The sequence below is a fragment of the Lentimicrobium saccharophilum genome (assembly GCF_001192835.1).
Lineage (GTDB): Bacteria > Bacteroidota > Bacteroidia > Bacteroidales > Lentimicrobiaceae > Lentimicrobium > Lentimicrobium saccharophilum.
In genome coordinates, this window is the sequence record NZ_DF968182.1 from 432045 (window position 1) to 456299 (window position 24255).

At 48.6% G+C, this 24255-nt stretch carries 7 protein-coding genes and 1 pseudogene; all 8 read right to left on the bottom strand.

Annotated features, from left to right (window positions below; genetic code table 11):
• Positions 1–27 precede the first annotated feature (27 nt).
• The 8 genes and pseudogenes from TBC1_RS01580 to TBC1_RS01615 all read right to left on the bottom strand — a co-directional run bounded on the left by TBC1_RS01580 (position 28) and on the right by TBC1_RS01615 (position 24240).
• On the bottom strand, positions 28–1521 hold the full coding sequence (locus TBC1_RS01580) for an alginate O-acetyltransferase AlgX-related protein (protein ID WP_062037524.1): 1494 nt from the start codon (positions 1519–1521) through the stop codon (positions 28–30).
• A gap of 64 nt (positions 1522–1585) precedes the next feature.
• Positions 1586–5191, bottom strand: a pseudogene (locus tag TBC1_RS01585) (T9SS type A sorting domain-containing protein); the annotation flags it as partial.
• A 160-nt stretch (positions 5192–5351) separates the two neighbouring features.
• Positions 5352–8801 (bottom strand): C25 family cysteine peptidase, encoded by a 3450-nt coding sequence (locus tag TBC1_RS01590; protein ID WP_062037529.1) that lies wholly within the window; start codon positions 8799–8801, stop codon positions 5352–5354.
• A 367-nt stretch (positions 8802–9168) separates the two neighbouring features.
• Entirely contained in the window at positions 9169–10554 is a 1386-nt protein-coding gene (locus tag TBC1_RS01595) for a sigma-54-dependent transcriptional regulator (protein ID WP_201781618.1), read from the bottom strand.
• Between the two features lie 18 nt (positions 10555–10572).
• The gene (locus tag TBC1_RS01600) at positions 10573–12648 is read right to left on the bottom strand and encodes a response regulator (RefSeq protein WP_062037532.1); all 2076 of its coding nucleotides are present in this window, start codon (positions 12646–12648) and stop codon (positions 10573–10575) included.
• A 266-nt stretch (positions 12649–12914) separates the two neighbouring features.
• Positions 12915–16625 (bottom strand): C25 family cysteine peptidase, encoded by a 3711-nt coding sequence (locus TBC1_RS01605; RefSeq protein ID WP_062037535.1) that lies wholly within the window; start codon positions 16623–16625, stop codon positions 12915–12917.
• 209 nt (positions 16626–16834) lie between these two features.
• A complete protein-coding gene (locus TBC1_RS01610) occupies positions 16835–20758 on the bottom strand; it encodes a T9SS type A sorting domain-containing protein (protein WP_137305361.1) in 3924 nt (1307 codons plus the stop codon).
• 38 nt (positions 20759–20796) lie between these two features.
• Complete coding sequence (locus tag TBC1_RS01615; protein WP_172668799.1) at positions 20797–24240, bottom strand: C25 family cysteine peptidase; 3444 nt, start codon at positions 24238–24240, stop codon at positions 20797–20799.
• Positions 24241–24255 lie beyond the last annotated feature (15 nt).

A 24255-nucleotide genomic window follows, 5' to 3' on the forward strand; every position in this document is an offset into this window, starting at 1 on the left:
TTCCCGCTCCGGGGAATGTACGGATATTTATTTTTTCCCGTACTTATCCTCATACATCCAGGCAGCATCCCTGCTGATCTGTTCATCTTCACTGATGCCGTTTTCCCTTGCTTTCCGCTTGATTTCCTCCATCCAGTCAGGGGTTCCGCGTATTCCCATTTCAAGGAGCCGGATCAGGTCGCGTTTGTCTGAATACTTTTCCGGAGCGCTGAGATGGTCTTCATAAAAAAGATAGTTTGCCTCTTTTGTAATCCTTTTCTCCAGGCTTATATTCAATGCAAGGCTTTCTTCATACATCCGTTTAAAACCATCCCCGTAAGTTCTGATCTGGTTACTGAAGACCTCTACGGGATCGCGGTAACCGGGATAAAACAGGTCGTAAAGCTGTTCATCAAAATTCCAGGCAAAGGCATGGTGAAATCTTTCGGTAATCATAATCAGGATGAAATCGCGCTGCATAATCTCATCCCTGAAATTCCGGTCAGCAGCCACCCCATCCTGCACATAATCACACCGGGTAATATTTTTGTTGTAGTACCAGAAATCGCAATTGCTGAAGACGTTGGGTGTAATCTGGTCATTCAGCCAGTTGAAGTAAAAACTGTCTCCGATAATCAGGGCATTGGGTTTGGTTTCGCTGCCGGTACCGGCAAATTCCAGCACGGGATAGACCAGTCCGGGCTGTGGAATCCTGAACAGGAGGTTCATTGCCAGGCCGATATCATAATCAGGGTGGCGTATGGTGTCCAGCTCAACAGTTTCCCGGATAATAAGTTCAGGGACCGGTTTTCCGCTGATTTTTCGCAGGTATTTCAATGTTGTATCAGCGGCCAGCGCTGCACCGTAATAACTCCAGTGAGTACCGCATTTCGGAAATAACGGATTGGCTGTTTTTTCTTTGATGTCGATGAAATACCTGTTAAGATCCAGAACGTTAACCCCGGATGCTTCAAGTTGGGTAAGCAGCATGCTGTAGTTTGATGTTTTCTCAGGCAGATTTCTGTATTTTCGGGGCCAAAGGTCGGTATGAAAACTTCCTTTCCCCGGCTCAAAGATTACAACCAGGGTTTTACCCAGCCTGGCAAGGGTATCCTGAACGGCCCTGAGCTGCCGCGCTTTTTTTATCCACACACTGTCGCCAACATAATAGAGGCCGGTTACTTCCCTAAGGTAATCTTCTTCGAAAAGTTCGTTATTTCGGCCTATGATCACTCCTTCGGCATTGGCCTGACGGAAAAACAGGAAATCCGCCTGGTTATTAAGTCTTACAAGATCGTTTCTGAAGCCGATATGATGTTCAAGGCGTGCATTAAACGTTTCCTGAAAAGAGCCGTTCAGCCAGCCGGCCCGGGAAAAATCATTGAATGACGGTTTTCCGGCATCCATAAAGGCGCCTGAAAGCGGTTTTTCGGGAAACAGCCCGAATCTTGCCTGAATTGCCGGTGCTGCAATAAGCAGCATCAACAAGAAAAACATGAAACTTTTAAGGCTGTTGCCGTCAGATCTTTTGGTTTTACTCATCTGATGAATAATATCAGGCAAATTTAATGGTTTCTCCGGTTGTCAATCCTGAAATCATCTATGGACCTGTTCTGATCAGCTTTTTCACCAGTGTTCCTTTGTTTGTTTTAAGCACGATCAGGTAACTGCCGGGCCCGGAGCCGTCAAATGCAGGTTCTAACTGGTATGTGCCTGGATTCAAAGGAACGGTGTAATCATAATGGTAACAGATCCTTCCCGGCAAATCGGTAATCATCAACGTAACCGGGCTGGTTTCTGTCAGTGTCCAGGTTATTTTCAGGTCGTGCTGCGCGGGGTTGGGGTAAACCGAGAATGCGGAAACGGGAATGACCTGACCGGGGACACCGGTGGGTACCGCATAAACGGGCAGCATTATGTAGTCAATCCTGGCGCAGTCTTCTCCGTTGGAGACACTGTAATCTTTGGTATATCGCCACGAAAACACCTGCTCACCTGCAGGTACGTACTTTCTCGCGTAAGTCCAGTCCCAGTTCCCGGCCCACTTGCCGAGTTCTTCCGAATCGCTGAAAAATCTCAGAAAATCATAATTGGCTTCTGATGAAACCTTAAACCAAAAGGAAACGGAATCGGCAAAGGCCACGTTCCAGTTTAACCACAGGCTGGAGGTCTGGTTATCGGTAATCGGGCCTGAACGGGCGTTGTGGTTTCCTTCATAGGCATTGCCATCTTCGATAAACCAGTTGGCACTTCCGCCGGTTTCCCAATCGAAGCTTTCAAAATTCCCGCTCTCAAAATCTTCGGCAATAAATCCGGTAAGCAGGGGAATGGTCTGAAGGAAGTCAAACTGATGGTAACCAGTTACATTAAGGTTCACCTGTACCACATAGTTCAGGGGTGTGGCAGCATCCAGTGCAGCCATAAAAGTTGTCTGCCACTCCTCCTGTGGTAGCAGGGTGTCTGTGGTCTGGGCCGTCCCGCTGATGATAATGTATGGATCCCAGGAAGAAAGGCTGGCTGAGGCATTCACAAGTTTTGCTCCTCCCGTGTTGGAAAGGTTGATCCTGAGCAGGGCGTTTTCACCGGGTTCAAGAATCCCGTTGTTCCCGTCAAAAACTTCAAGCCCGCTGATACTGATAACCGGTCGGAATGCCTGAACCCTTACCGTGCGCGACCAGCTGCCTTCAGCCGAGGAGGCACTGATGATCATGGATGCCTGGTGGGCATCGGGTACCTGGTTACTGGTGATGAATGTAAAAGCGTTTTCAATCATGTAGGTCTGGCCGGGTTGTAGCCCGGGAATGACGGATGTTCCTGCAGTAATGTTCAGGTAAGGATCAATGGAGGAGAGGTTAAATGTAAGCGGTCCGGTAGCATTGCTGTTCAGGTTTGTAACTTCAAGTGTCATCATGCAGGTTTCCCCGAATTCTATAATGTCATCGTCACCCCCGGTGACCGAGTATTCCATCTGCAGACCTTCCGTGTTCAGCATGAAGGTTTTGAAAGTCCGGATATTATTTTTATCCGTAGCGCAGATTTTTATCGGTTGATCATCATAAAGCCGGTTGGTGGATCCTGAGAGGATTCCGGTTTCGCTGAGCTGTAAGCCCTGATGTAAGCGCATGGGGTTAAATCTGATAAACTGGTCTGTAACGGGAATGAAATCCGGACTGTTGGAAAGAATTACATAGTTTTCACCGTCTCCGGCTGATATACCGGCAAAACGGTTTGTAAATGAAGGAATCAGGCACTCTCCGTAATTGAATTCTATGGTGCCGTCGGGATAAAGCCGGGCAGTGGCATTCAGCAACCCTCCCGAAACCTGATAAACCGATAATTTCCATCGGAATGTGACATAATCTTCTGTTACCTCATACCATATCCCGTCACCCAGACCCGGGTCAATTACAAAAGGATGCGACATGCAGGGCGCGATCATGGCTGTCTGCATGAAATAGGTTCTTCCTTCGATATAGAAGGGCCAGGGCAGCAGGGTGTTTTCGAACATCAGGTATCCGTCGGTAGTGACATAAACTTTTGTGATTTCATTCCCAAAGAAGGGGAATGTAAAGGGTAGGTTAATTTCGGCTTTCCCGCTGCTGTTATTGTTGGGGGTAAGTTTTGTCTGCGTGATTACCGGCATTACAGCGGAAGAGTCGGTGCGTGTGTAATCTTCGGCAATGTGCCAGCGGTAAGGCGGAGTGCCACCTTCGGCCGTAAGTTGGGTGGAGTAACTGCTATAGATTTGCAGCGGAGGCAGATCCATGGTTGTAATCAATACAGGGTCATAATTTATGGAAGCATTGACACTCACCATGGTAATGCCATTGTCAACCAGCGGGATCTCATTTACCGGGCAGTTAATCTGATTTACACCTGAAGTGTAGTCAATCAGCGAAAAACTGATCAGGGAACCGCCAGATCCGCTTAAAGGATCATTTTCCTGGATTATCAGAAAGTATTTTGCTTCCTCGCCGGGTTCCACATAGGCGAGCAAAGGATTCAGATCGAGGCCGAATTCGATGGTTTCGGGGAACCCGCTGCCCTGCATAGGATTACATCCCCCCTGGAAGTCGAAGATCGGGAAATGCAGGATATGTTCGGGCTGTGAAGCCTGTGGGTCGGATGATACCCCGACGGTGACTTTCAGGCTGTTGCGGCAACTGTGCGACATATTGACTTTGGCAGTTAGCTGCGGGAGGTGGTTGTCCCTGACATCCGTCACCACAACGGTATTGTTCCATATGCCACCCTGGGTAAAGAGATCGGCGACTGATTTGTACATCATATAAGAAAATCCCTGATCGCCCCATCCGCTGATGGATCCGTAAGTATTGGCCATTTTAAACCCGCCGATCTCCCAGTCACGGATATCCACAATCCCGTCACCGGTGATGTCGATATGGTTGGTATATTGTCCGTCTTCATTATAATCCCAGCGGATGGAATCATTATAACCGCATATTGTCATCGCATGGTTTGCCGAGCTGCCCCATGCTGTGATCACATGTTTGCCGGCCTCCGGAGTTCCGGCCGGGAGGGTGGCAGGCGGATTGGAGTATTGGGCGTAGAAACAGCCGACGCCGCCGGCCGAGGATCCGTTACCGTGGTCATAGATCCAGTTTTTCAGGGTTTGTAAACCATCAGGCGTGTTGACTTTTATGGAATAAACCTCCGTTACACGGTTATGCATGGCATTGTAATACTCGTTGTATCCGCTCATCCAGCGCGAAGGGCCGCCGGGAGCCATTCCGCCATAATCTGCAACGGTTGGATTTCCTGCCTTCTTCAGGATTTCATAGGTCTCATAAAAACTGATCCCTGTATTGGTTCCACCGTTGATAAAGTTATAGGTAAAGTGAGTAGTATATTGGTTTTGCGGCAAATTGGCCGGCGCCTGGCGCAGATAATCAATTTCGTAGGTGAATGCCACACCAATACTGCTCGCCTGGCCGCATTCCAAACCAACCTGGGCTACCAGGGGCCTGAACCATGGAAGTTGCGAATTGTCAACCGCTGCCGGTATAAGCCGGCGGACCGTTGATTCGGATAACCTTAACTCAGGGAGCTGCGAAAGCATGAGAGAGTCGTAACTGCTCATGGGAATCAGCTCAGGATAGGCATCATTGTCAGCCGGTTTGTACTGTCCGAAAGTGAGAACTGAAAACAATATTGCTGATACAGCAAGGCTAAAGCGCAGGAGGTTCCTCATAGATGTTCCGGGATTATAAGGATGTGAAATTAGGAAAAATGAAGATATATTGTGCAATTAATGCCCGGGCTTTTACAAAAGAAAGTAAAGGCCTGCCGACAAAGGCAGGCCCTGGAAGTTACCCCTAAGTATCCGGCAGTAAATATGCAGATTCACTGTCCTACATTGTTTTAATAAACTTCCCGTTTTTAATGGTTTCTCCGTTTTCTACCCTCACCATGTAAACACCACTGGTTAGCATGCCAAGGTCAAGGTCATTTTGAAATGACGCCATTTCCTCCTGTTGCAACACCAGCTGCCCGGCCAGATTGAATATTTTGATACTGACTTTTTCATTGTTGAATTCCGTCAGGTTAAGTGAAATGAATTCGCTGGCAGGGTTAGGATACAGGTGGAGCTGTGCGGTGATTTCCGGCCTTTTCGAATCGATCAGGGTAACCGTGAAACTGATCTCATCGCTGCACCCTGATTCATTTTCAGCAGAAATGGTCAGTGCATTGGGGCCAGGCTGCAATTCATCTGAGTTAATGATAATGGTATTGCCCTGTGCACCGATCGGCAATAATTTATAGCCTGCATTGCTGTTGGCTGGCATAGCGATCTCAAGCGATTCCCCCGAATAGAGAATAGTATCCCTTACGACAGGCATTTCAGGTCTTTTATTCAGCGTTAATCTGACGGCTTCTGATACCGGGGTGCAAAAGTTATTTGTAAATACCCGGAGTGACAGCAGCACTTCTCCCGATGCAATATCAGCATTGGAGGGGTGGTAAATTGCATCAGGTGTTGTTGAATCAGAGAAATATCCTGTTCCGTTGCTTTCCCATAAAATTCTGGCATAGCCCGTAACCTGTGCACTTAACCCGATTTCCTGTTCAGGACAGGAAGTAACATCTTCAGCGATGATTACCGGGAGCTCATTTTCAGGAAGATAAATATTGTCAATCCATGCTGCATCAGTTCCGGCCGATCCGGTTTCGTTTTTTGTATAGATCCATTCAATCAGGTGTTCTCCCGGTTCAATGGGAAACAGCTCTTCCGACCAGTCGTGATTACCGCTCCATGCTGCGATAAGTTCTCCGTCGATTCGCAACTGAAGTTTATCAGCCCCGGCCTCAGAAGAAACCCTGATGTTGAATCCCAGGACATCGCAGGTGATGGTATTGCAGGTATAGGCAAGGGTACTGCTTTCATTGTCGGCGATCAGGCCTGATCTTAATGAGTACCTTCCTTCAAAGGATGTATTGCCGTCGATGAACCATGCTTTTTCGCTGACATTCTGCCAGTTGCTGCGGGGAAAGCCCTGGTTTTCAAAATCCTCGTCCGGCGGGGCGATGGTGCTGAAAGTAAAGGTGCTGCTTTCGGAAGATCCGTTAAGGTTGTGTGAAATAACCTTCCAGGTATAGGTTGTATTATAACGCAGGGGAGAAGGAAGAACCAGGCTCTTTTCAAATGTGATCATGGCCGGGTTGTTCCATTCAGGGTCTGAGCCTTCCGCCAGAAGCACTTCATAAAATTCAGGCTGCATTCCACCGGCTGTTTCCCATGAAAGCTTTGTGTAAGCTGAATTCTTTCGTGAATGGCTGACCGGGTCAGGATTTATGGCAACCGCGGGCAGATCGCTTATTTCAATTTCCGCGATATAGGGTTTATGGTTGTAGGCCGTAACAGTTAGGGTCAGTGATGCAGCTTCGGGCAATTGCGGCAGGCTGATAATGGCAAACCCTTCTTCGGCCCTGGCTGCACCAAGCAGTTTTCCCTCATGCGTGATGCAGGCCAGGGCTTCAGAATCCGGCAATTTAACCACAAACTCCCGCGCATCACGGCCGGTTACCGGCGCATGATGTGCACGAATCTCCTCCGGACTGGCAGTACGAACCACCACCGAAGGATCCCCAAATACAGTCCAGGTATCGGTTACGCGATACCCCCCCAGTCCATATTTATCATTCATTTTCATGCAACCACTCATCGAAATGCCGCCAAATGTGCGGGTGGTTACACTGTTCTTTTTAAGTGCCAGAATCAGAGCGATCTCATCCTGCGCCTCCATGGGCGGATACCAGCTCTGTCTGCTGGTCGACATCATCACGGCCACCGCACCGGTGGGCCGGCCGTTTTTTTCAGCCCTGAGGAAGGATTCGGCAAGGCAGGTGGTGGAAACAAAATCTCCGCTGCTGCAACCTGCCGACCAGATAAACGGATGGGTCTCTGTATTTCCCAGGCTTGATGCCTCTGTGGTTGAGAATCCTGAACTTGTCCACGACCTGGAAGTACCATGCCCGATATACATCACGGCACCCTGGCCTTGTTGCAGCGCTTCGGTTACCCCGGATGCCACAGGATTGCCTTCAGCGTCATTTTCTCCCTGGCTGCCGTCGTACATTTCATTAATCCGGCTGTAGTTATAATCCAGCAATTGTCTGCCAATATTGCGGATATGCTGAAAATCTGATTCCCCGTCATCTCCGGGGCCCAGTTCGCTGGCAATGCCCAGAAAACTGCTGTAGGCTGAATTTCCCCTGCCCTCTTTCTCATATGCGATGCTGCGGTCGATCATGATGCTGAGCTGTGCCTGGTTTTCAGCCGGAAAACGGCCCGTAAGTATTTCCGGATAATGATCATCTCCGGCGATGTAGCCATACATATTGTCGCTGGCTCCCGTTTCGGCCTGCAGCGTGGGAACCTGATGCGCATCTCCTGCCAGCAACAGGTAGGTCAGTCCTTTTGAGTAATAATACCCGGAAACAAATTGCCTGATGGCTTCTGCATTATTGAAGGCAGCGACATCCACCACTTCGCACGAAATTCCTGCCTGGGCTTTCCAAGTAGTAAAGGATTTCAAAGATTCAAAATAGGATGCCGGAGCAATAATCAGCATATTGCCTGCTTCTTCCACCGGGGTGTAGCGGCTGTTGTCTGTTCTGTTTGTGAAGTGCCGGGCAATTGCAGTGCGCATTCCGCTCAGAGAATTAAATTGCGGACTGTATCTGGTCAGTTCGTTGATGCGGGGCTCATTCGTAAACGAAAGTTCAAATTCAATGTAATGATAGACCCTTAATGTGTTGGTTACAGGATTGTACTGCAGGGGATATATCTGCACCGCCACTCCACGGGTATCGCACCAGATATAGGGGCGGCCGGCCGAAGCCAGGGTGCCGGGGTAAAATTCGTCCTTGCCGTAGATGCCTGCATTTGCCCTGCTGTTGCGCCTGTTCTCTTTGTTTTTGATTCCGGGATCACCTTTTACAGGATGAATGATATAGTTTTTGTATTCTGTAAATTCACTGTGAACAATATTCAGAACCGGATGGCCACGTTCGGGCAGCCTCAGGCTGATGGTCAGGTGCTGTAAATCCGGTTTTCCGGCTTCAATTTCATTAACGCCTTCCTGCATCAATACCTTCCCACTGAAACCTTCCGGTGTGTTGTTTCCTGTCCTGTGGAAGCCAGTGAGACTGATCTGTACATTGCTTCCGTTAAATGCAAGCGGGCTTACAGTAATGGCAGCGGCTTCAGGATCGCCGGAGAATATGGGGATCCACTCCTGTGAAACGGCATGGAAAGAGAGCAGCAGCATACTCAACAGCAGGGTAAGGCTTTTCTTCATGGTGCGGATATTTGTTTTTGCATCCGTAACCGGTGCGCACCACCATAGGCAAGGCCTGTTCCATATCAGGAGGTTAATTTGGTTAGTGTAAAGGGATCTATTAGAAGGTTTCTGTAAAACACAGAAATACAATAATATATAAAAACAATACTAATGCATAGTGTAATTATGATTTTTTAATTTTTCTGAAACACCAATTAGGGAGCCGGAAAATCACACACAAAACCGCACAATTGTGCGGTTTTAAAATGCATAAATAAGATGGTACGGAGATCAGCATCAGGAGAAACTGCCCTGACAAAAGTGACAGAACAGGAACGATGGCCTGACGGCATAAAATCAGGCAGGTGTTCTGATGAATAATCCTTTAATCCTGTTCTTTCATGATCCGGATATTGAATTTTTTCATTCTCCTGATCAGTGAGTCCCTTGATATGCCGAGCATCTTGGCTGCAAGCATCTGGTTGTAGCCGCATTCATTCAGTGCCTGGAGAATCAGGTTCTGCTCCTGTTCATCGAGGTTAAGCACCACACTTCTGGCGGATTTGCCATTTTTGGAATTTGACAACTGAAAGTCTACAGGGCTGAGCGTCTGCGTATTGCAAAAGATCATGGCACGTTCTATCATATTGCGTAGTTCGCGGACGTTGCCAGGGAAGTCATATTCTTTCAGCGATTCCACCAGCTGGGCGTTGATTTTCGGGAGCGGCTTGTTGAGCTTGGCCGAAAAATAGTTGACAAAATACCGGAGCAGTGGTTCAATATCCTCGGGTCGCTCACGTAATGGCGGGATATTGATGGTAAGGGTATTGAGCCGGTGAAACAGGTCGAGCCGGAATTGACGGCTTTCGATCAGGTTTTCGACATTGTGGTTGGTGGCCGCGATAATCCTGAAATCAACCTGTATCTCTTCGTTTCCGCCGACCCTTTTGATCTTTTTTTCTTCGATGGCGCGCAGCAGTTTGGCCTGAAGGGCAAATGGCATATCGGCAATCTCATCCAGAAACAACGTGCCTCCGTTTGCCACTTCAAAATAACCTTTCTTATCATTAATGGCACCTGTAAAGGAACCCTTGACATGGCCGAAAAACTCGCTTTCGAGCAATGAATCTGTAACCGCACTGCTGTTGACTGCGCAGAAAGGCTGGTTGCGTTGCTCGCTGGCATAATGGATGATGCGGGCCACAATCTCTTTTCCGGTTCCGCTTTCGCCCGTAATCAATACATTGGTATTCGGATATTTTGCCGCGGTGCTCGCAAGTTCCAGCACTTGCCTGATCGGACGGCTTTCACCGATAAAAGTCCGGTCAATCATCCGCTCAAGTTCTGAAGAGATGAGCGAGTGCTGATCCTGCATTTCGAGGTAACGGCGGTAAAGTTTCAGGTATTTTTCAGTCCGTTCTATAGAAAGCTGTATATCAATATGCCTGAATGGTTTACGCAGATAATCGATGGCTCCGTCGCGCATTGCCTGGATAACCGTGTCCATATCGCCATGACCGGATATCATAATCACTTCCATCGACGGATATAGTTTTTTAACCTGCTGCAGAATGTCGAGGCCGCTCATCCCCGGAAGCTTTATGTCCAGTATCATCAGGTCATAAGGTCTTCGCCTGAGGCTTTCGAACCCTTCGCCCGGGGTGTTTGCGGTATAAACTTCAAAATCGCGCAACTGAAGGAACTCTTTCAGCTCTTCTGCAAAATCGGTTTCATCATCCAGTATAAGTACCCTTAGTTTCATTTTGCTCATAATCGTTAGGTTATCCAATCATGATTTATTTTTAGTCTGATCTGGTATAGCAGGCAGCTTCAGCGTTACTGTTGTGCCTGTTCCGGGCGTACTGCTGAAAATCATTTCACCTTTGTGTTCTTTCATGATACCGTATGAAATGGCGAGTCCAAGGCCGGTACCTTTGCCGGGTTCCTTGGTGGTAAAGAAAGGTGCGGTGATGTGCTCCATGTGTTCAGCTTCAATCCCGCTTCCGTTATCCGTAACATGAATACAGATTTTCTGTCCTTCCCTGCCGGATGATATTTTTATCCGGGGGAGATAGCCGGCATCGCCCGGTTTTTGCATTTCCTCAATTGCATCACGGGCATTCGACAACAGATTTAAGATAACCTGCTCAATTTTATAAGTATTGCCCATGGCCGAAACCTCCTCTTCACCGGCCAGTTCCGTGACGATTTCGAATCCGCGGCTCTTCAGTTGCTCGCTGATGAGTGAGAGTGCATTAAGGATGGCTTCATTCGCGCTGAATTTTGAATGAATAAAGTCATCGTTGTTTCTTGAGAAAGTGCGGACATGGTCGATGATGGTTCGCATGCGGTGGATGCCTTCGAATATTTTTCTGGATTTTTCCCTGATATATTCTTCGCTGGCCTGATGGTTGCTTATGGCATGCATGAGGTTATCAATACCAAAAGAGATGGTATTAAGAGGCTGGTTAATTTCATGTGCAATTCCGGTGGCCATTTCTCCAATACCAACCATGCGTTCCGTATGAATAAGGTGTTTCTCCATTTCACGGGCAGTGGTGATGTCGGTGCAGAAAATCAGGTAATTCTTATCGGGCAGCCTGGAACTTTCCGCTTTGATGATCCGGGAAGTTTTGCCAGCTGTTATAAAAAATTCAGCCCTGCTGCCTTCTCCCGAGGTCAGCCCCTGAAAATCAGGAAAGTTTCCGGCAAGGGTTTCAGGATTCAATATCTTATTGATATCCTGTTGGATAAAGTTTTCCCGGTTGGTATTAAAAATCTTCCGGGCCGCCGGGTTCACTTCCGTGATCAACCCTTTTTTGTCGGCAACCAGTATTCCTTCAGGGGCGCTTTCAATATAACTCCTGTATTTTGATTCACTGGCCTCAAGTGCTGCCCTTGTTTTCGAACGTTCAAGCGCATTGCCTGTTATTGTTCCGAACACCCCGAGGGCGCAGATATCCTGTTTCTCCCATTGATGCAGGTCAGTGCAATCGTTCAGTAAAATAACCCCTGTAAGTGTTTCGGCAACGTTAACCGGAATAGCTACACTGACTGCAGATGGTCCGGATGCCGAAATGGCGGCCGGACTGATCCATGGACCTGTAAGTCCGTTTTGACTGACCATTACGCGGCATACTTCTTCATTTCCGGCAAGGGCCTGGTAGATCGTATCTCTCTCGGGTTTACCGGGAGTTGTCCGGGTTATTCCGGATCCGGTATTTCCGGTATGGCCTGTCAGATGCTCTTTCCGGTCAAAATAAGTGAATCCGGCAGAGGCTGCGCCGCAAAGTCTTTCCATATCGAGCAGCATGAAATCAATGGAGCTGTCCGGGTCAAAATTGCCGGAGAAGCGCGCTGAAGCAAGGGAAACGGCCCGCTCGAACTGATACTTGAAAACAATGGTCTGTTCAGCTTTCTGATACCTGTGCAGGCTTTCATTCAGTGCTTTGCTCTGCGCCTGCAATTCACGGTTTTGCTGATATAGTTTAAGGAATATCCTGACCTTGCTGATCAGAATCTCATTTTGAAAGGGTTTGGTCAGGTAATCAACTGCACCTGACTGATATCCCCTTGCGATGCTCTGCTGGTCATACATGATCGCAGAGATAAAAATAATAGGTGTAAGCCGGTTTTTTTCCTGATCCCGCAGTCTTTCGGCAACCTCAAAGCCGTTCATCCCGGGCATTGACACATCCAGTATGATCAGCGCAAAATCAAGGTCAGTGGCCATGTTGAGCGCGGTTTCTCCATTGGTGGCCTTGTGTATTTCTGCCTGCTCCTTCCTTAAAACAGTCTCCAGCAATATAAGGTTGACCTCAACATCGTCAACGATCAGTATTTTAGGCTTATCTGAGAATGCCATTTATTGTCAGGAATTAAATCTGGTTATGTTGACAATTGCATTTTCCTGCAAAGAGTCATTTTTTTTCATCCATTGGTAAATCGCAAACTGAGATAGACCCGGAACATGTCTGACGTTTCCTGAATGAACGCGATTTAACAGGAAAAACATTCAATTTTTGCTTTATTTACTTGTTTTATCGCCAATCTGAGTAATTGTAACCCATGAAAAGCCAATAAAAAAGCCTGCTTCAGGGGCAGGCTTTTTTATTCAATCAGTTCTTCAGATTACCTGATAACAAGTTTCTGAATGGTTGTTCCGTTTGTTGTTTCAACTTTCAGGAAATATACGCCACTACCGGCATTCAGGCCGATATTCTGCCTGTATGACTGCTGACCGATAACAACCTGGTTTGAGTAAATAATTTCACCGGTTGTGGTAACGATGCTGATGGTTGATTTTCCGGGTTCGGCATTGCTGATCTCCAGGGTAAATTCACCCATATTGGGGTTCGGGAAAATACTGACCCTTGTGGCCGATGCATTCTCCTCAATACCTGCGCAGGCATCAACGGTTACCATGATTGAAGCGGTTCCTGTACAGTTGTTTGCATCAGTTACTGTTACAGTATAGGTGGTTGCATTCAGGCCCTGGGCTTCTCCGTTAATCTGGATACTGCGTGTTTCCTGTCCGCTTGACCATGCATAGGCGGCAAACCCTTCTTCAGCTTCGATATTCAGCACATGCGTAATGCAGATGGTGGTATCATTGCCGAGTGTGGGCTCGGGTGAATGAATCAACACATTGTACCCGGTGGTGGCCGAGCAGGTCGTTAGCGTATTGGTCTCAACGAGGCTCAGGGTTCCCTGTCCATTGCCGCCCCAGTTAACAACGACTTCGTTGGCATCGGCACCTGAAACGATTTCACCGCCGGTAACTGTCCATTCGTAAGCGTTTCCTTCATTCAGCGGAGTGATATAGGCAACCTGTTCGCTGTTGGCGCATACCAGGGCGTTTCCGTCAATTGCAGGTGCGGGAGCGGGATTGATGGTAACAGCAAATTCGGTGGTATTTGAGCATCCGAATTCGTTTGTTTCAACCATGTGGAGGCTTCCGGTTCCCGGCTCATCCCAGGTAACGGTGACTGATCCGGTGTTCTGTCCTTCGGTGATGGTGCCACCCGAAATTTCCCATAAATACTGGTTGCCTTCGCCTTCAGCAGTATATACAAGCTCCGATTGATTCTGGCAGGCTGCATCCGGTCCGTTAACAACCGGGACGGGCAGTGCATGAATCATTACCTGGAGGTCCATGGTAACCGGTTCGCAGAGTTCATTCCAGGCTGAGAGTGTCAGCATGGCATTGCCTGCTTCGATATCTTCGGCGCCGGGGATATACCGCGGATTCAATGATGAAGGATCATCGAAGGTGCCGGTACCCGTTGTTGTCCATTCAAGTTGTGTGTAATTTGCGGCAGTAGCATCCAGCGCAGAATAACCTTCTCCGGCGCAGATGTCAGCGGTATTACCGGCAAATACTACCGGAGCGAGGCTGAATGAAAGGGTAAGGTAGTCGGTTGAATCATTGGCAGCAGGATTTGAGGCTGTAAGCGAAAGGAGCACAGCACCCTGTGCGATGTCTTCAGCACTTGGAGAATAAATGGGGTCAAGAATGGTAGCATCGCTGAAAGTTCCGGTGCCGCTGGTTGCCCAAAGAAGGGAAGTGTAATTTACGGCAGCTCCGTTCAGCTGGGGCTCGGTACCTTCACAAATTGCCATGTCTTCACCGGCAATTGCTGAAGTAACCATGGGAATAACATCCACCCATCCTTCATAACGGTTGCAATTGGGACGGGTAATGGTGACCTTGATACGGTCTCCGGCTGTCATAGGAGGTATTGTAATGGTGATGGTATTTACAAAACCGGTAACACCGGTTCCCAGGATCACACCGTCTGATGTAAGGCATACATTAGAGTTTGGTGAGGCTGTAATGGTGAATTCGGTTTCATTTTCAAAGATCGTAGGTTCGTAGGTAGCTGCAATCGTCTGGGGTACTTCAGTACAAACCCTGAGGAAAGCATCCCCGTGATGATGGAAAAGGTTGTAGGTTACTTCCTTGTTACCGGTATTGTAAGGCCAGTTGGACTGACGTAGGAAATATTTTCCGGCTGCGTTTCCGAATGCCGGTAAAACACCCCTTGATTCAGGGGTTGCACCATACTGAGGCATAAAGTTGGGCCACATATTGTCCATCATGCCCCACACATAGGTATCATTCACGAATGAATAAGAAACTTCGGAAGCCGCGATGAGTCCGAGTGCTCCGGCGGGCTGTCCCATGTAAGTGTAACGGTGGAATTTTTCCGTAAAACTTTCGCTGCTCCAGTTATACTTTCCGGTAAGGCAGTTGATTGACAGGATAAAACACAGGTCGGTATTGGTGAGGTTGGAGATATTGCTGTTTGTATAGGAAGGTTCTCCCCAGCCGGTTTCCATACCGTGGTCGCGGTGCATCAGCATAAACGATCCTGAATTCAGGGCATTGTTGATCATGGTGGCGTTACCGCCGCTCCACCCGCCCATACTGGACGGAGATGCAGGGATATAACCCAGTCCGTTGGGTCCGAAAACGCCAACAACGGTGCTGGTGTTTTGTGCCGATGACCATGAGTTGCCGGGTGTTCCCTGGTAGATCTCATTGATACGGACAGGCGTTTTGCCCAGCACATTTTTCCAGAAGCCGCCGACGGTTTCTGAGCAGATCTGGAACCAGCGCTCTGTTTGCCATCCTAATGCTGTAATGGGGTTGGCATAAAAAGAAGGATTGACCGGAGGTCTGCGCTCATAATTCAGGCCTCGTCCAATCATTGATTCAAGCTGTTCGGCATTCTGGGCTGTAATGCGGGCGAAAATAATGTCAGGCATATGATTTCCGGAAACATCGGCCAGGATATTGTCGGAAACACAATAGTTATCGTAAATGGGGGAGGTAATCGAATTGTTGTTGGCGGTTGCCTGACCATAGTCGCCAAGCAACAGAATGGCTGCCGGAGGGGTATCCCATGTGTTGTAAGCATTGTTGACATAAGTCTCAAGCATGGCGGCATTTACATTGGTGCCGATTTCGGAAAGTTTCACGATGCCGGTATAAATACCTTCTTCGGTGCGGAATTTCTTGATTGAATCAGCCCACTGATAGAAAATATCATCGTTCGGAACAATGATCAGGTATTCATAACCAGTACCGCGGGTTGATGCGGATGTCCGCTGATCGTAATCAATGACCGGCAGAGAACTGAAATTTATAATGGCATCTTCCATAATGGGATCCCACCAGCGGTTGCGGTATTTATCCTCTCCGAACTGACGGCTGCCGCCCTCAAAACGGACACTGATCTCCATATCGCGGTATACGATCAGTTCTTTGGTAACCGGATTGTACTGGAAGGGGGTTACCCCAAGCATTGCCACATCCACGCCCCTAATCTGACTGTAATCACCCAGGGTGACAGGCTGAGCCGGATAGAAAGCATTGTTGTTATAAATGGCCGGATTTTTTTCAAATTGCAGCGGACCCTGATCTGTATCAAGCGGGATGCGTGGAGCCGGAGCCATTTCAATATTCACAAAGCGTTCGGTGCGCATGTTGGTAATTTCAACAATGGCCGTTGCGCCTTCGGGGATGGCGATATAACGTCCGAAACCCGGAAGATCCGGTGAACCTTCTTCATTCTGGAGGAAAGATTCTGAAAACTCAATTCCGGTCATCACCTGACCGTTGATCTCACGGTCGGTGAGACCAAATTCCCGGATAGAGAAATTGAGGCTGATCCCATCCGTGCCCTGACGGTTAAGGGTTAAACCTTGTTTGCCCCAACTGTCCGGGTACCGGTGATTACCTGCATCTGCACTAATGAAGGAAATGCTCAACACAACGGCCATCAGTAACGTGGTGATGCCATTGCCCGAAAAAAACCTGCGTAAAGTTGTTTTCATGTGTTTGATTTGAAAAGTGTGTGTGAGTAAAAAATTTTACATCCCGGGCAGAATAATACCCTGAGAATGAATAAAATTATTAGCATCGCAAAAATAAATAAAATTCAATAGGAAGTACAAACCCGGTAAATTTTATGACTATTTGTAATCATTAAAAATAAAAAGGGGGGCGTCAACTGCCCCCCTGTCAATGGAATTGGTATAATCCTTTATCTTTTTACGATCAGTTTCGCCGATAATGTTTTCTCTCTGTTTGAAAGTTTTACCAGATAGATACCGTTGTTAAGAATGCCGGAATCAAATACCTGTTTTTCATGACTTCCTATCAGTACGTCCGGTTTGCTGAAGACAGTTTTGTTTGATGCATCGGTTATTTCCAGATGATAAATCCCCGCATTTTCCTGACTGACTTGAATGCTGAAACGGCCGTCCGAAGGATTCGGAAAGACTGAAAAACTGCTGAATTCAACTTCAACCAGGCCCGTACATTCATTAAAAGTCAGGTTAACAGAAGCTTCGTTTACACAGCCATTTTCATCGGTTATCCTGGCTGTCCATGTACCGGTTCCGGCTCCGATACCCGTTGTATCAACGATAATGCTCTGGGTAATGTAGCCGCCCGGCGTCCACAGGTATTGTACATTGCCGGAAGTAACAGCTGTCAGTGTTACCAGGTGGTTGACACATGCCATGGTATCAGCCGGAAGATACAGGTAAGGCAATTCATTTACTGTAATGTTGTATGTTCCCGATCCCGTTCCCTGACACTGGTTGGCATCAGTTACCGCGATAACCTGAACGATTTGGGTAGTATCGGGGGCAATGGTAATGTAGGCCGGAGATTGTTCAGCTGTAAATGTGCCATAATCCCCGATTTCTAATTGCCAGGGTGCTGTTCCGGTCAGCTGAACCTCAATCTGTAATTCCGAACCTGCGCAAATGGTTGTATCTCCGCTGATGACGGCTTCGGGAGCAGGCAGAATACTGAGTGTAATGACACCTGTTGCATCTGCACATGGTGCTGCAGAGAAAGCTGTAAGCGTAATGGTTGCAGATCCGGCACTGATATCAAGTGATCCCGGAACATAGGTCGTGTTCAATGATGCGGGATCGCTGAAAGTGCCATCACCGGTCGTACTCCACATAATCGATGTATAGTTCTCTGCCAGAGCTTCAATGTCAACACCGGTGCCTGCACATGCCGAAAGGGTTTCTGCTGTCTGAACCGAGGCAGGTGTGGAGATGTTCAGTAACATGTCATCTGTTCTCACTTCTCCTTCCGGACCGTTAACCGTCAGGGTAAGGACCACGTTCCCGTTAATAAGATCCTGGGTTCCGGGGGTATAGAATGTGTTGAGCTGATTTGCATCCTCAAAAGTACCGTCTCCCGCAGTAGTCCATAATACTGACGTGTAATTGGTGGCGGTACCGTCAAGCATAACCGGACCCTGTTCGCAGGTGGATGCATCCTGCCCGGCATAGGCAGTAGTTTGCATTGGAGCAGGAAAAACAATGTAGTCAACCCATGCACAATCGCTTCCGCCGGTAACATAAACATCTTTACTGTAGACCCAACGGAAAGTCTGCTGCCCCGGATTCACGGCAAATTTTACCTGCTGCCAGGGTACTTCTCCTGCCCACTGGCCCCTGAGTGTGTTGTTGACATAAAATTTCAGGTAGTCATAATCAGCTTCGGATGATACTTTCAGGTAGAATGAAATGGTGTCGGGGTTCATTACATTATAGCCGATTTTCATTTCGCTGCTGGCATTGTCGTTGATTGCGCCTGATTTCGCACTGGTTTCACCTTCATAAACCTGGTCGGTAGCTATAGTCCATGGGGCGCTGCCGGCAAACTCCCAGTCGAAGCTTTCAAAACCGCCGGTCTCCCAGTCTTCGAGGATTAAACCTACCGGTGTAAAGAAATTCTTCAGCGTTGAATGGTACAGGGAGTTTGCCGTGTAATTGAGTGCTACCTGGTGCCCGACCGGGGCTTCAGGTGAAACGGAGATCTCAAATTCAGCGGCTACTGCGTTCATCATGCCCGGATTAATGTTGCCAAGTTCAACCTGTGTATTGGTAATGGTTGCATAGGCACTGGCAGTGGTAAGCTGTGCCATTACCTCTTCAGCAGGATAATCACCCGGGTTGAAGGTGATGATGCTGAGTGTGGCGGTTTCACCGGGATCAAGGCGGCCGTTGATATTGCCGGACGCGTCGTTAATGCTCAGGTTGCCCGCCTGAATACCGGGTGCGTGCGCTTCGATGTTGAAGTTTGAAACAAATGTGCTGTCATTGGCATCAGTAACCGAGAGGGTGAAAGTGATCTTTTCACCGTCGGGAACGGCAGGTAAAACGGTGAAAGCAAAGGCGTCGGAAATGGTTTTTACTTCGCCCACAGCAAAGTCTCCGAAATTTTCAGTATTGTCGGTAAATGTTATAAAAGCAGATTCTGTTGAAATCACTGCATTTACTGCTGCAGCAGGCTGATCGCCGATATTTTCAAGGGTAACGTTCAGCAGGGCATTTTCAGCATAATCGAGCAGGCCGTTGTTGTTACCGGCAGCATCATTCAGCAGGTGAGTCTGGTAAATCACCCAGGGTTGGTTGGGCGGCGGGCCGGACTGGAATGCTGAAACATAGGTCATTGCATAGCCGGTGCGGTTGTCGGTCCAAACCGGATATACCCAGCGGCTTTGGGCGTGAATACCCAGATAATCGCCGAAATATCCGGAAGCCAGGCCTGAAATGGGCTGAGGGGTAAAGGAGACATCGCTCACTTTCAGGTCTTCCCAGGAATTGCCTCCGTCGATTGAGTTTGATACATATACCTCGGCCTGCGACCCTGATACGTTGCGGTCATCATAGTAAATAACACTCAGGTTGCCATTGGCCGGGTCGCAGGTAATCCAGGGAAAGTAATGCTGTTTTCCCAGTCCGGAAGGATCCTGGTTTACCCTGACAGGCGTTGACCAGGAGTTTCCCTGATCTGCCGAACGGATCATGTAGACATCCATATCGCTGCCGGTATTGGTTCCCGGTACCCCGATGTTGGGCCAAACCACATAGATCATGCCCCGGTTCGGACCGTTACTGATATCAACGGCCATCGATGGGAAAGCATTCACACGCATGTTCTTTGAAGTTGCAGTGTTCCGGATTCCCCTGATATTACTGATTATCCGGGTTGCTGGTTGCCAGGTGGCGCCTCCGTCAAATGATCTGGCCATTCCGATTGAATTTTCATCGATCGGCCATGAATCATATATCGCCCAGATCGCATATACCTCCCCGTTGGGCCCTGTATGAATATTCACACCCTGGTTGTGGCTGCCGGCATTAATGGCAGAACTGATGTTGACCGGTGATGACCAGCTTAGCCCCTGGTCAGTTGAGCGGCTTAATTCTATTTCCGAATCATTGCTGCCGCCGAAATTTGTCCAGGCATCGTAGAGTTGCCCCTCATAGGGGCTGGTGGTGCTGTTGTCAATCCACATGTGATTTTTGTCCAGAAGGGAGCTAAAACCTGAAGGGGCAGGAGCCACCAGCACCGGTGTCCATGTATTGCCCTGGTCGGTGGAGTATGAGACGCCCTGGCCTCCTGATGAGTGGATATAACCCACATAATACCATCCGTTTAACCCGATGGCTGTGGTGGGATCACCGCTGTTTTCACCCCCGGCCCCCTGAACGTGTCCGCCCCAGGTACTCCCTGCATCGCTTGACCAGAAATCATTGGCTCCGTATACGGTGCTGGCTGGTCTGGGCGTGGAATTGTTCGAATTCAGCACAGACTGGGGATTATTGGGATCCGCAAAAATTGAGTTTTCACTTTGGGTAGAGTTAACGGTTGTTACGGGTACATCCGGAGAATCATCAGTCATCACGCTTCTGCCGGATAGCCGGCTTCCGGTATATTTTCCGAACGGGGCGGCATGATCAGGTTCAACAGGCACCAGTCCGAGCGAAGCCATCCGCCTCCAGTAGGCCATATTGTCAATGCGGGTATCGACTTTGTATTTGACCGGAACAGGATCGTCGGGCATATACATTTGTTTCTTTGGTTTCTGCGCATAAAGGGATGAAACAACCATCAAAATGGTTGCCAGCAGAAAGAGGGGTAGATTTTTCACTGTGTTGATTTTCTGATGGATAATGATTGGATATTTGATTATTTTACAATCAGTTTCTTAACCTGAAGTGATTGATTATTTTGTAACCTGACAAGATACAGTCCGGCTTTTAGTCCGCTGAGGTCAAGTTTATAGTCACTTGCAGGCCGTAAGTTTGTTAAGTGCCTGACTTCCCTGCCGGCCAGATCGGTAAGGGTAAGCGTGGCGAAACCCGGGAATGCATTGCCGGTATTCAGAAAGGCACTGCCTGTGGCAGGATTCGGAAAGACAGACATCCCTGCATTAGTGTACAGTTGCTCATCAATCCCGACACTGGTATCTACAGGTGGGAAGATAATGTAATCGAGCCAGGCGGCATCCGCACCGGATGAAACATAAGCGTCTTTTATATATGACCATCTGAAAGCCTTACTTCCGGCGGTAACAGGGAAGGATACCCTGGTCCAGTCCTGTTCCCCTGACCACTCACCCAGCTTGATGTCATCCAGGTAAAATCGCAGGTAGTCGTATCCTGCCTCAGAAGATATCCTGAAATAGAATGATATATCACCATCGGCCAATACTTCATAACTTACTGACAGGTCAGAATTCTGATTATGGCTGATCTGGCCGGAGCGGGCACTGAATGTTTCCTGATAGGCATTAGACTGCGTAATTGTCCAGTTGCTGCTGCCTCCGTGCTGCCATGGATGCATCAGGAAGTTGCCGGATTCGAAATCTTCAATAACCTGCCCTACCGTGTAGGAATATTCGCGTTGCAGGATAATCTCAGGAGGCGTATTTTTGGTAAGGGTCAGCAGGAAAGTTACCGGAGTGCCAACCGGTGTAGAAGTTGAAGCGGTGATATTTTCAAAGACAATATCCAGATCAGATAACGCTTCAATAACAATAGGTCCGGCATTTCCCTGGGGAATGTCAATATAATTGCTGTTGCATGTAAGACTTGCCGAAACAGCCTGGCTCTGACTGTGTCCTGTGTTACTGACGGGGATTTCCAGATGAAAGGTTTCTCCCGGATCCGGATTGCCATTGTTGCCGTCGCTAACCGTTGCATTGCCGGCTTCTATCACGGGAGCAAGGGCAGTAATCCGGAAGGTAGAAAGCCAGGTTTCACCCGACTGGACTGTAAGGGTGAATTCAATCTCATAGTTATCAGGGACATTCTCACTTAGAGTAACCGTGAAAGCGTTCTCTGAACCGGCCTGTCCGCCGGCGGGAATATCGCCGTAATCTTCCGAATTATCCGAAATGGTGATATAGGGATCATAGGAGCTCAAAAGAGCTGTGACGTTCTGGGCATTCGCCTGTCCGACATTCTGCAGGGTAACATTCAGCCCCAGTGTTTCGCCGTAATCAGCCATACCGTTGTTGTTTCCCTGACTGTCATTGATGCTGTGCGAAGCATAAATCACATAAGGAGCGTTGCCCGGTGCGATGGTGACCGGGTAATATACCGGCAGGCAGTTATATCCTGAAACCACCAGCTGTGCTTCTCCGGGAGAGGTTACCGGAGGGTCAATCACAACTGTGGCATTTCCATCGGTGCCGGTGGTTCCTTTGCCGATCAACATACCGTTCACCAGGAAAGCCGCAGTTAATCCCTTAACCGGTTGGCCTCCCGAGGTAACGGTAATATCAAACTGGGGCGTACCTGTAATAATGGAGGCCGGGTATTGGGTGGCTATGGGAAGTACTTCGTCGGTCCAGATGCCCATTACTGGATCTCCGAGTACATTGCAGTCGTAGAAACACCAGCGCAGTGCCCCTTCTTCCCATTGCCCCGGGGCATTTACCCACGGAGCCGTGGCTATCTTCGATTCCGTGTGGGCCCTTCCGATCCTGTGCAGGCTGTCGGAAAACAGCGCATCGGTAAATTCACGGTGAAGATGTGCCGACGGACCTTCGGTTTGTCCTTCGTTGAACCAGCCATAGCGGGAGTTCCCTACAAATGCGGCGGCAAAGTTCTCAATCCCTGTCATCTTTTCGGCAATACAATCGTTCACATCAAAAGCACCGCATATACAACCATGGGTATATACTACCGGAAAGTTGTGAAGAATCCCGTTGACCCCGGAGAAATTGGCATTCGTGATATCCCATGAGTTCAGTTTCATAACATAGGAATCATTGGCATGTCCCGAATGGTGCACAAAATTACGCCCGCTGTTGATGGCGTTAATCAGGGTGTTTTTATCCCAGACGGCATCTTCGTCATACAATGTCTGGATATTTTGCGCTACAGGAATACCCGTTGTGGTGTATCCGTTTTCGCTGTGGGTGCCCACCAGGAGGTTCAGGTAGTCGGATCCCCAGGTATCGGGGTTGTAATAAAGATTCTCTCCTGCCAGCAAGGGATTGCGCAACTCGCCCTGTACGGGCTGGTTTTGATACATTATGGTTTTATTGAGCATGGCTGCCAGTTCGGTGGTGTTGCTGAACGACATCCGGCCTACGGATAATTCCGGCAGCAGGTCGTCTTCGCCGATTTCACCCCAACGGCTGTTGCCATTGGTATTCCAGTTGCCGTCCAGTGCGGCATAGTATAGGTCCGCGGGGATATTATCATCCTCATAGGCGCTGGATGATTGTACGTGGCAGTAAAACCCACGGTGCGGTACGTGCTCCACATCGCCGGCCAGCACTACATGTTCAATGCTGTGCTGCTGGTACTCCTGAATGATGTAGTTTCTGATTTTTTCGGGCAGGTCAGTTCCCATAGTGCCTGACTGAATCGATTCAACGGTGGCTATCTGGGTTTTCATTCCGCGGGGAAGATAAAGCTGGGCCAGAGGCTCCAGGTTAGCTGAAAAGGCGGCCGGGGTAATGATCAGGATCTGATAATCAGCAGTGCTTTTGCTGCGTGTGGAATATTCTGCTGCAACAGATGGATTCTGAGCATGTTTCAGGATAGTGTTTTTGATGACGGGCGAAGCAGAGAGGTTGTTCAACGCATTCCGGCCACGCGCCGTTTCCCGCGTTTCGATTCGTACCACAGCCCTGCGGTAGTAACTTATTTCGCCTGTTGCCGGAGTGTATTTTAAAGGGGTTATCACTGTTTGGGCAAAACCAAAACCATTCATGTAGTGTGTGCTGAGGTTGCCGTTTGCTTTTACAGGATAAGGTTCTGCTGATTGATAAACAGATTCGTTTTTTTCAAAAAGTGATATTCCGGGAATGGAAAGCGGTCGGGAAAATTGTGCAGGGGCGAGCCGGAACGAGCCCTCCAGGGGTATTTCATCGAAAAACTCAACACGCACACGGGTTGCCTCATGGCCTGGAGGCAACAGCAGGCTGACAGCCTTGTAAGGAAGCAGGGGCTCCCCGGGATTGCCGTGTAATTGGGTGTTGCTGAATGAGATTACCTGATGCTGCCCGAAAATCTCTATCACCGGTTCCGTGAATGAGTAGGTGTGTACAATGGTTTGCGAATGCAGGAATCCAACTGAGAGAAAGCAAAGAAGGATAATCAGATGTTTTTTCATGGTGTTAAAGAATGT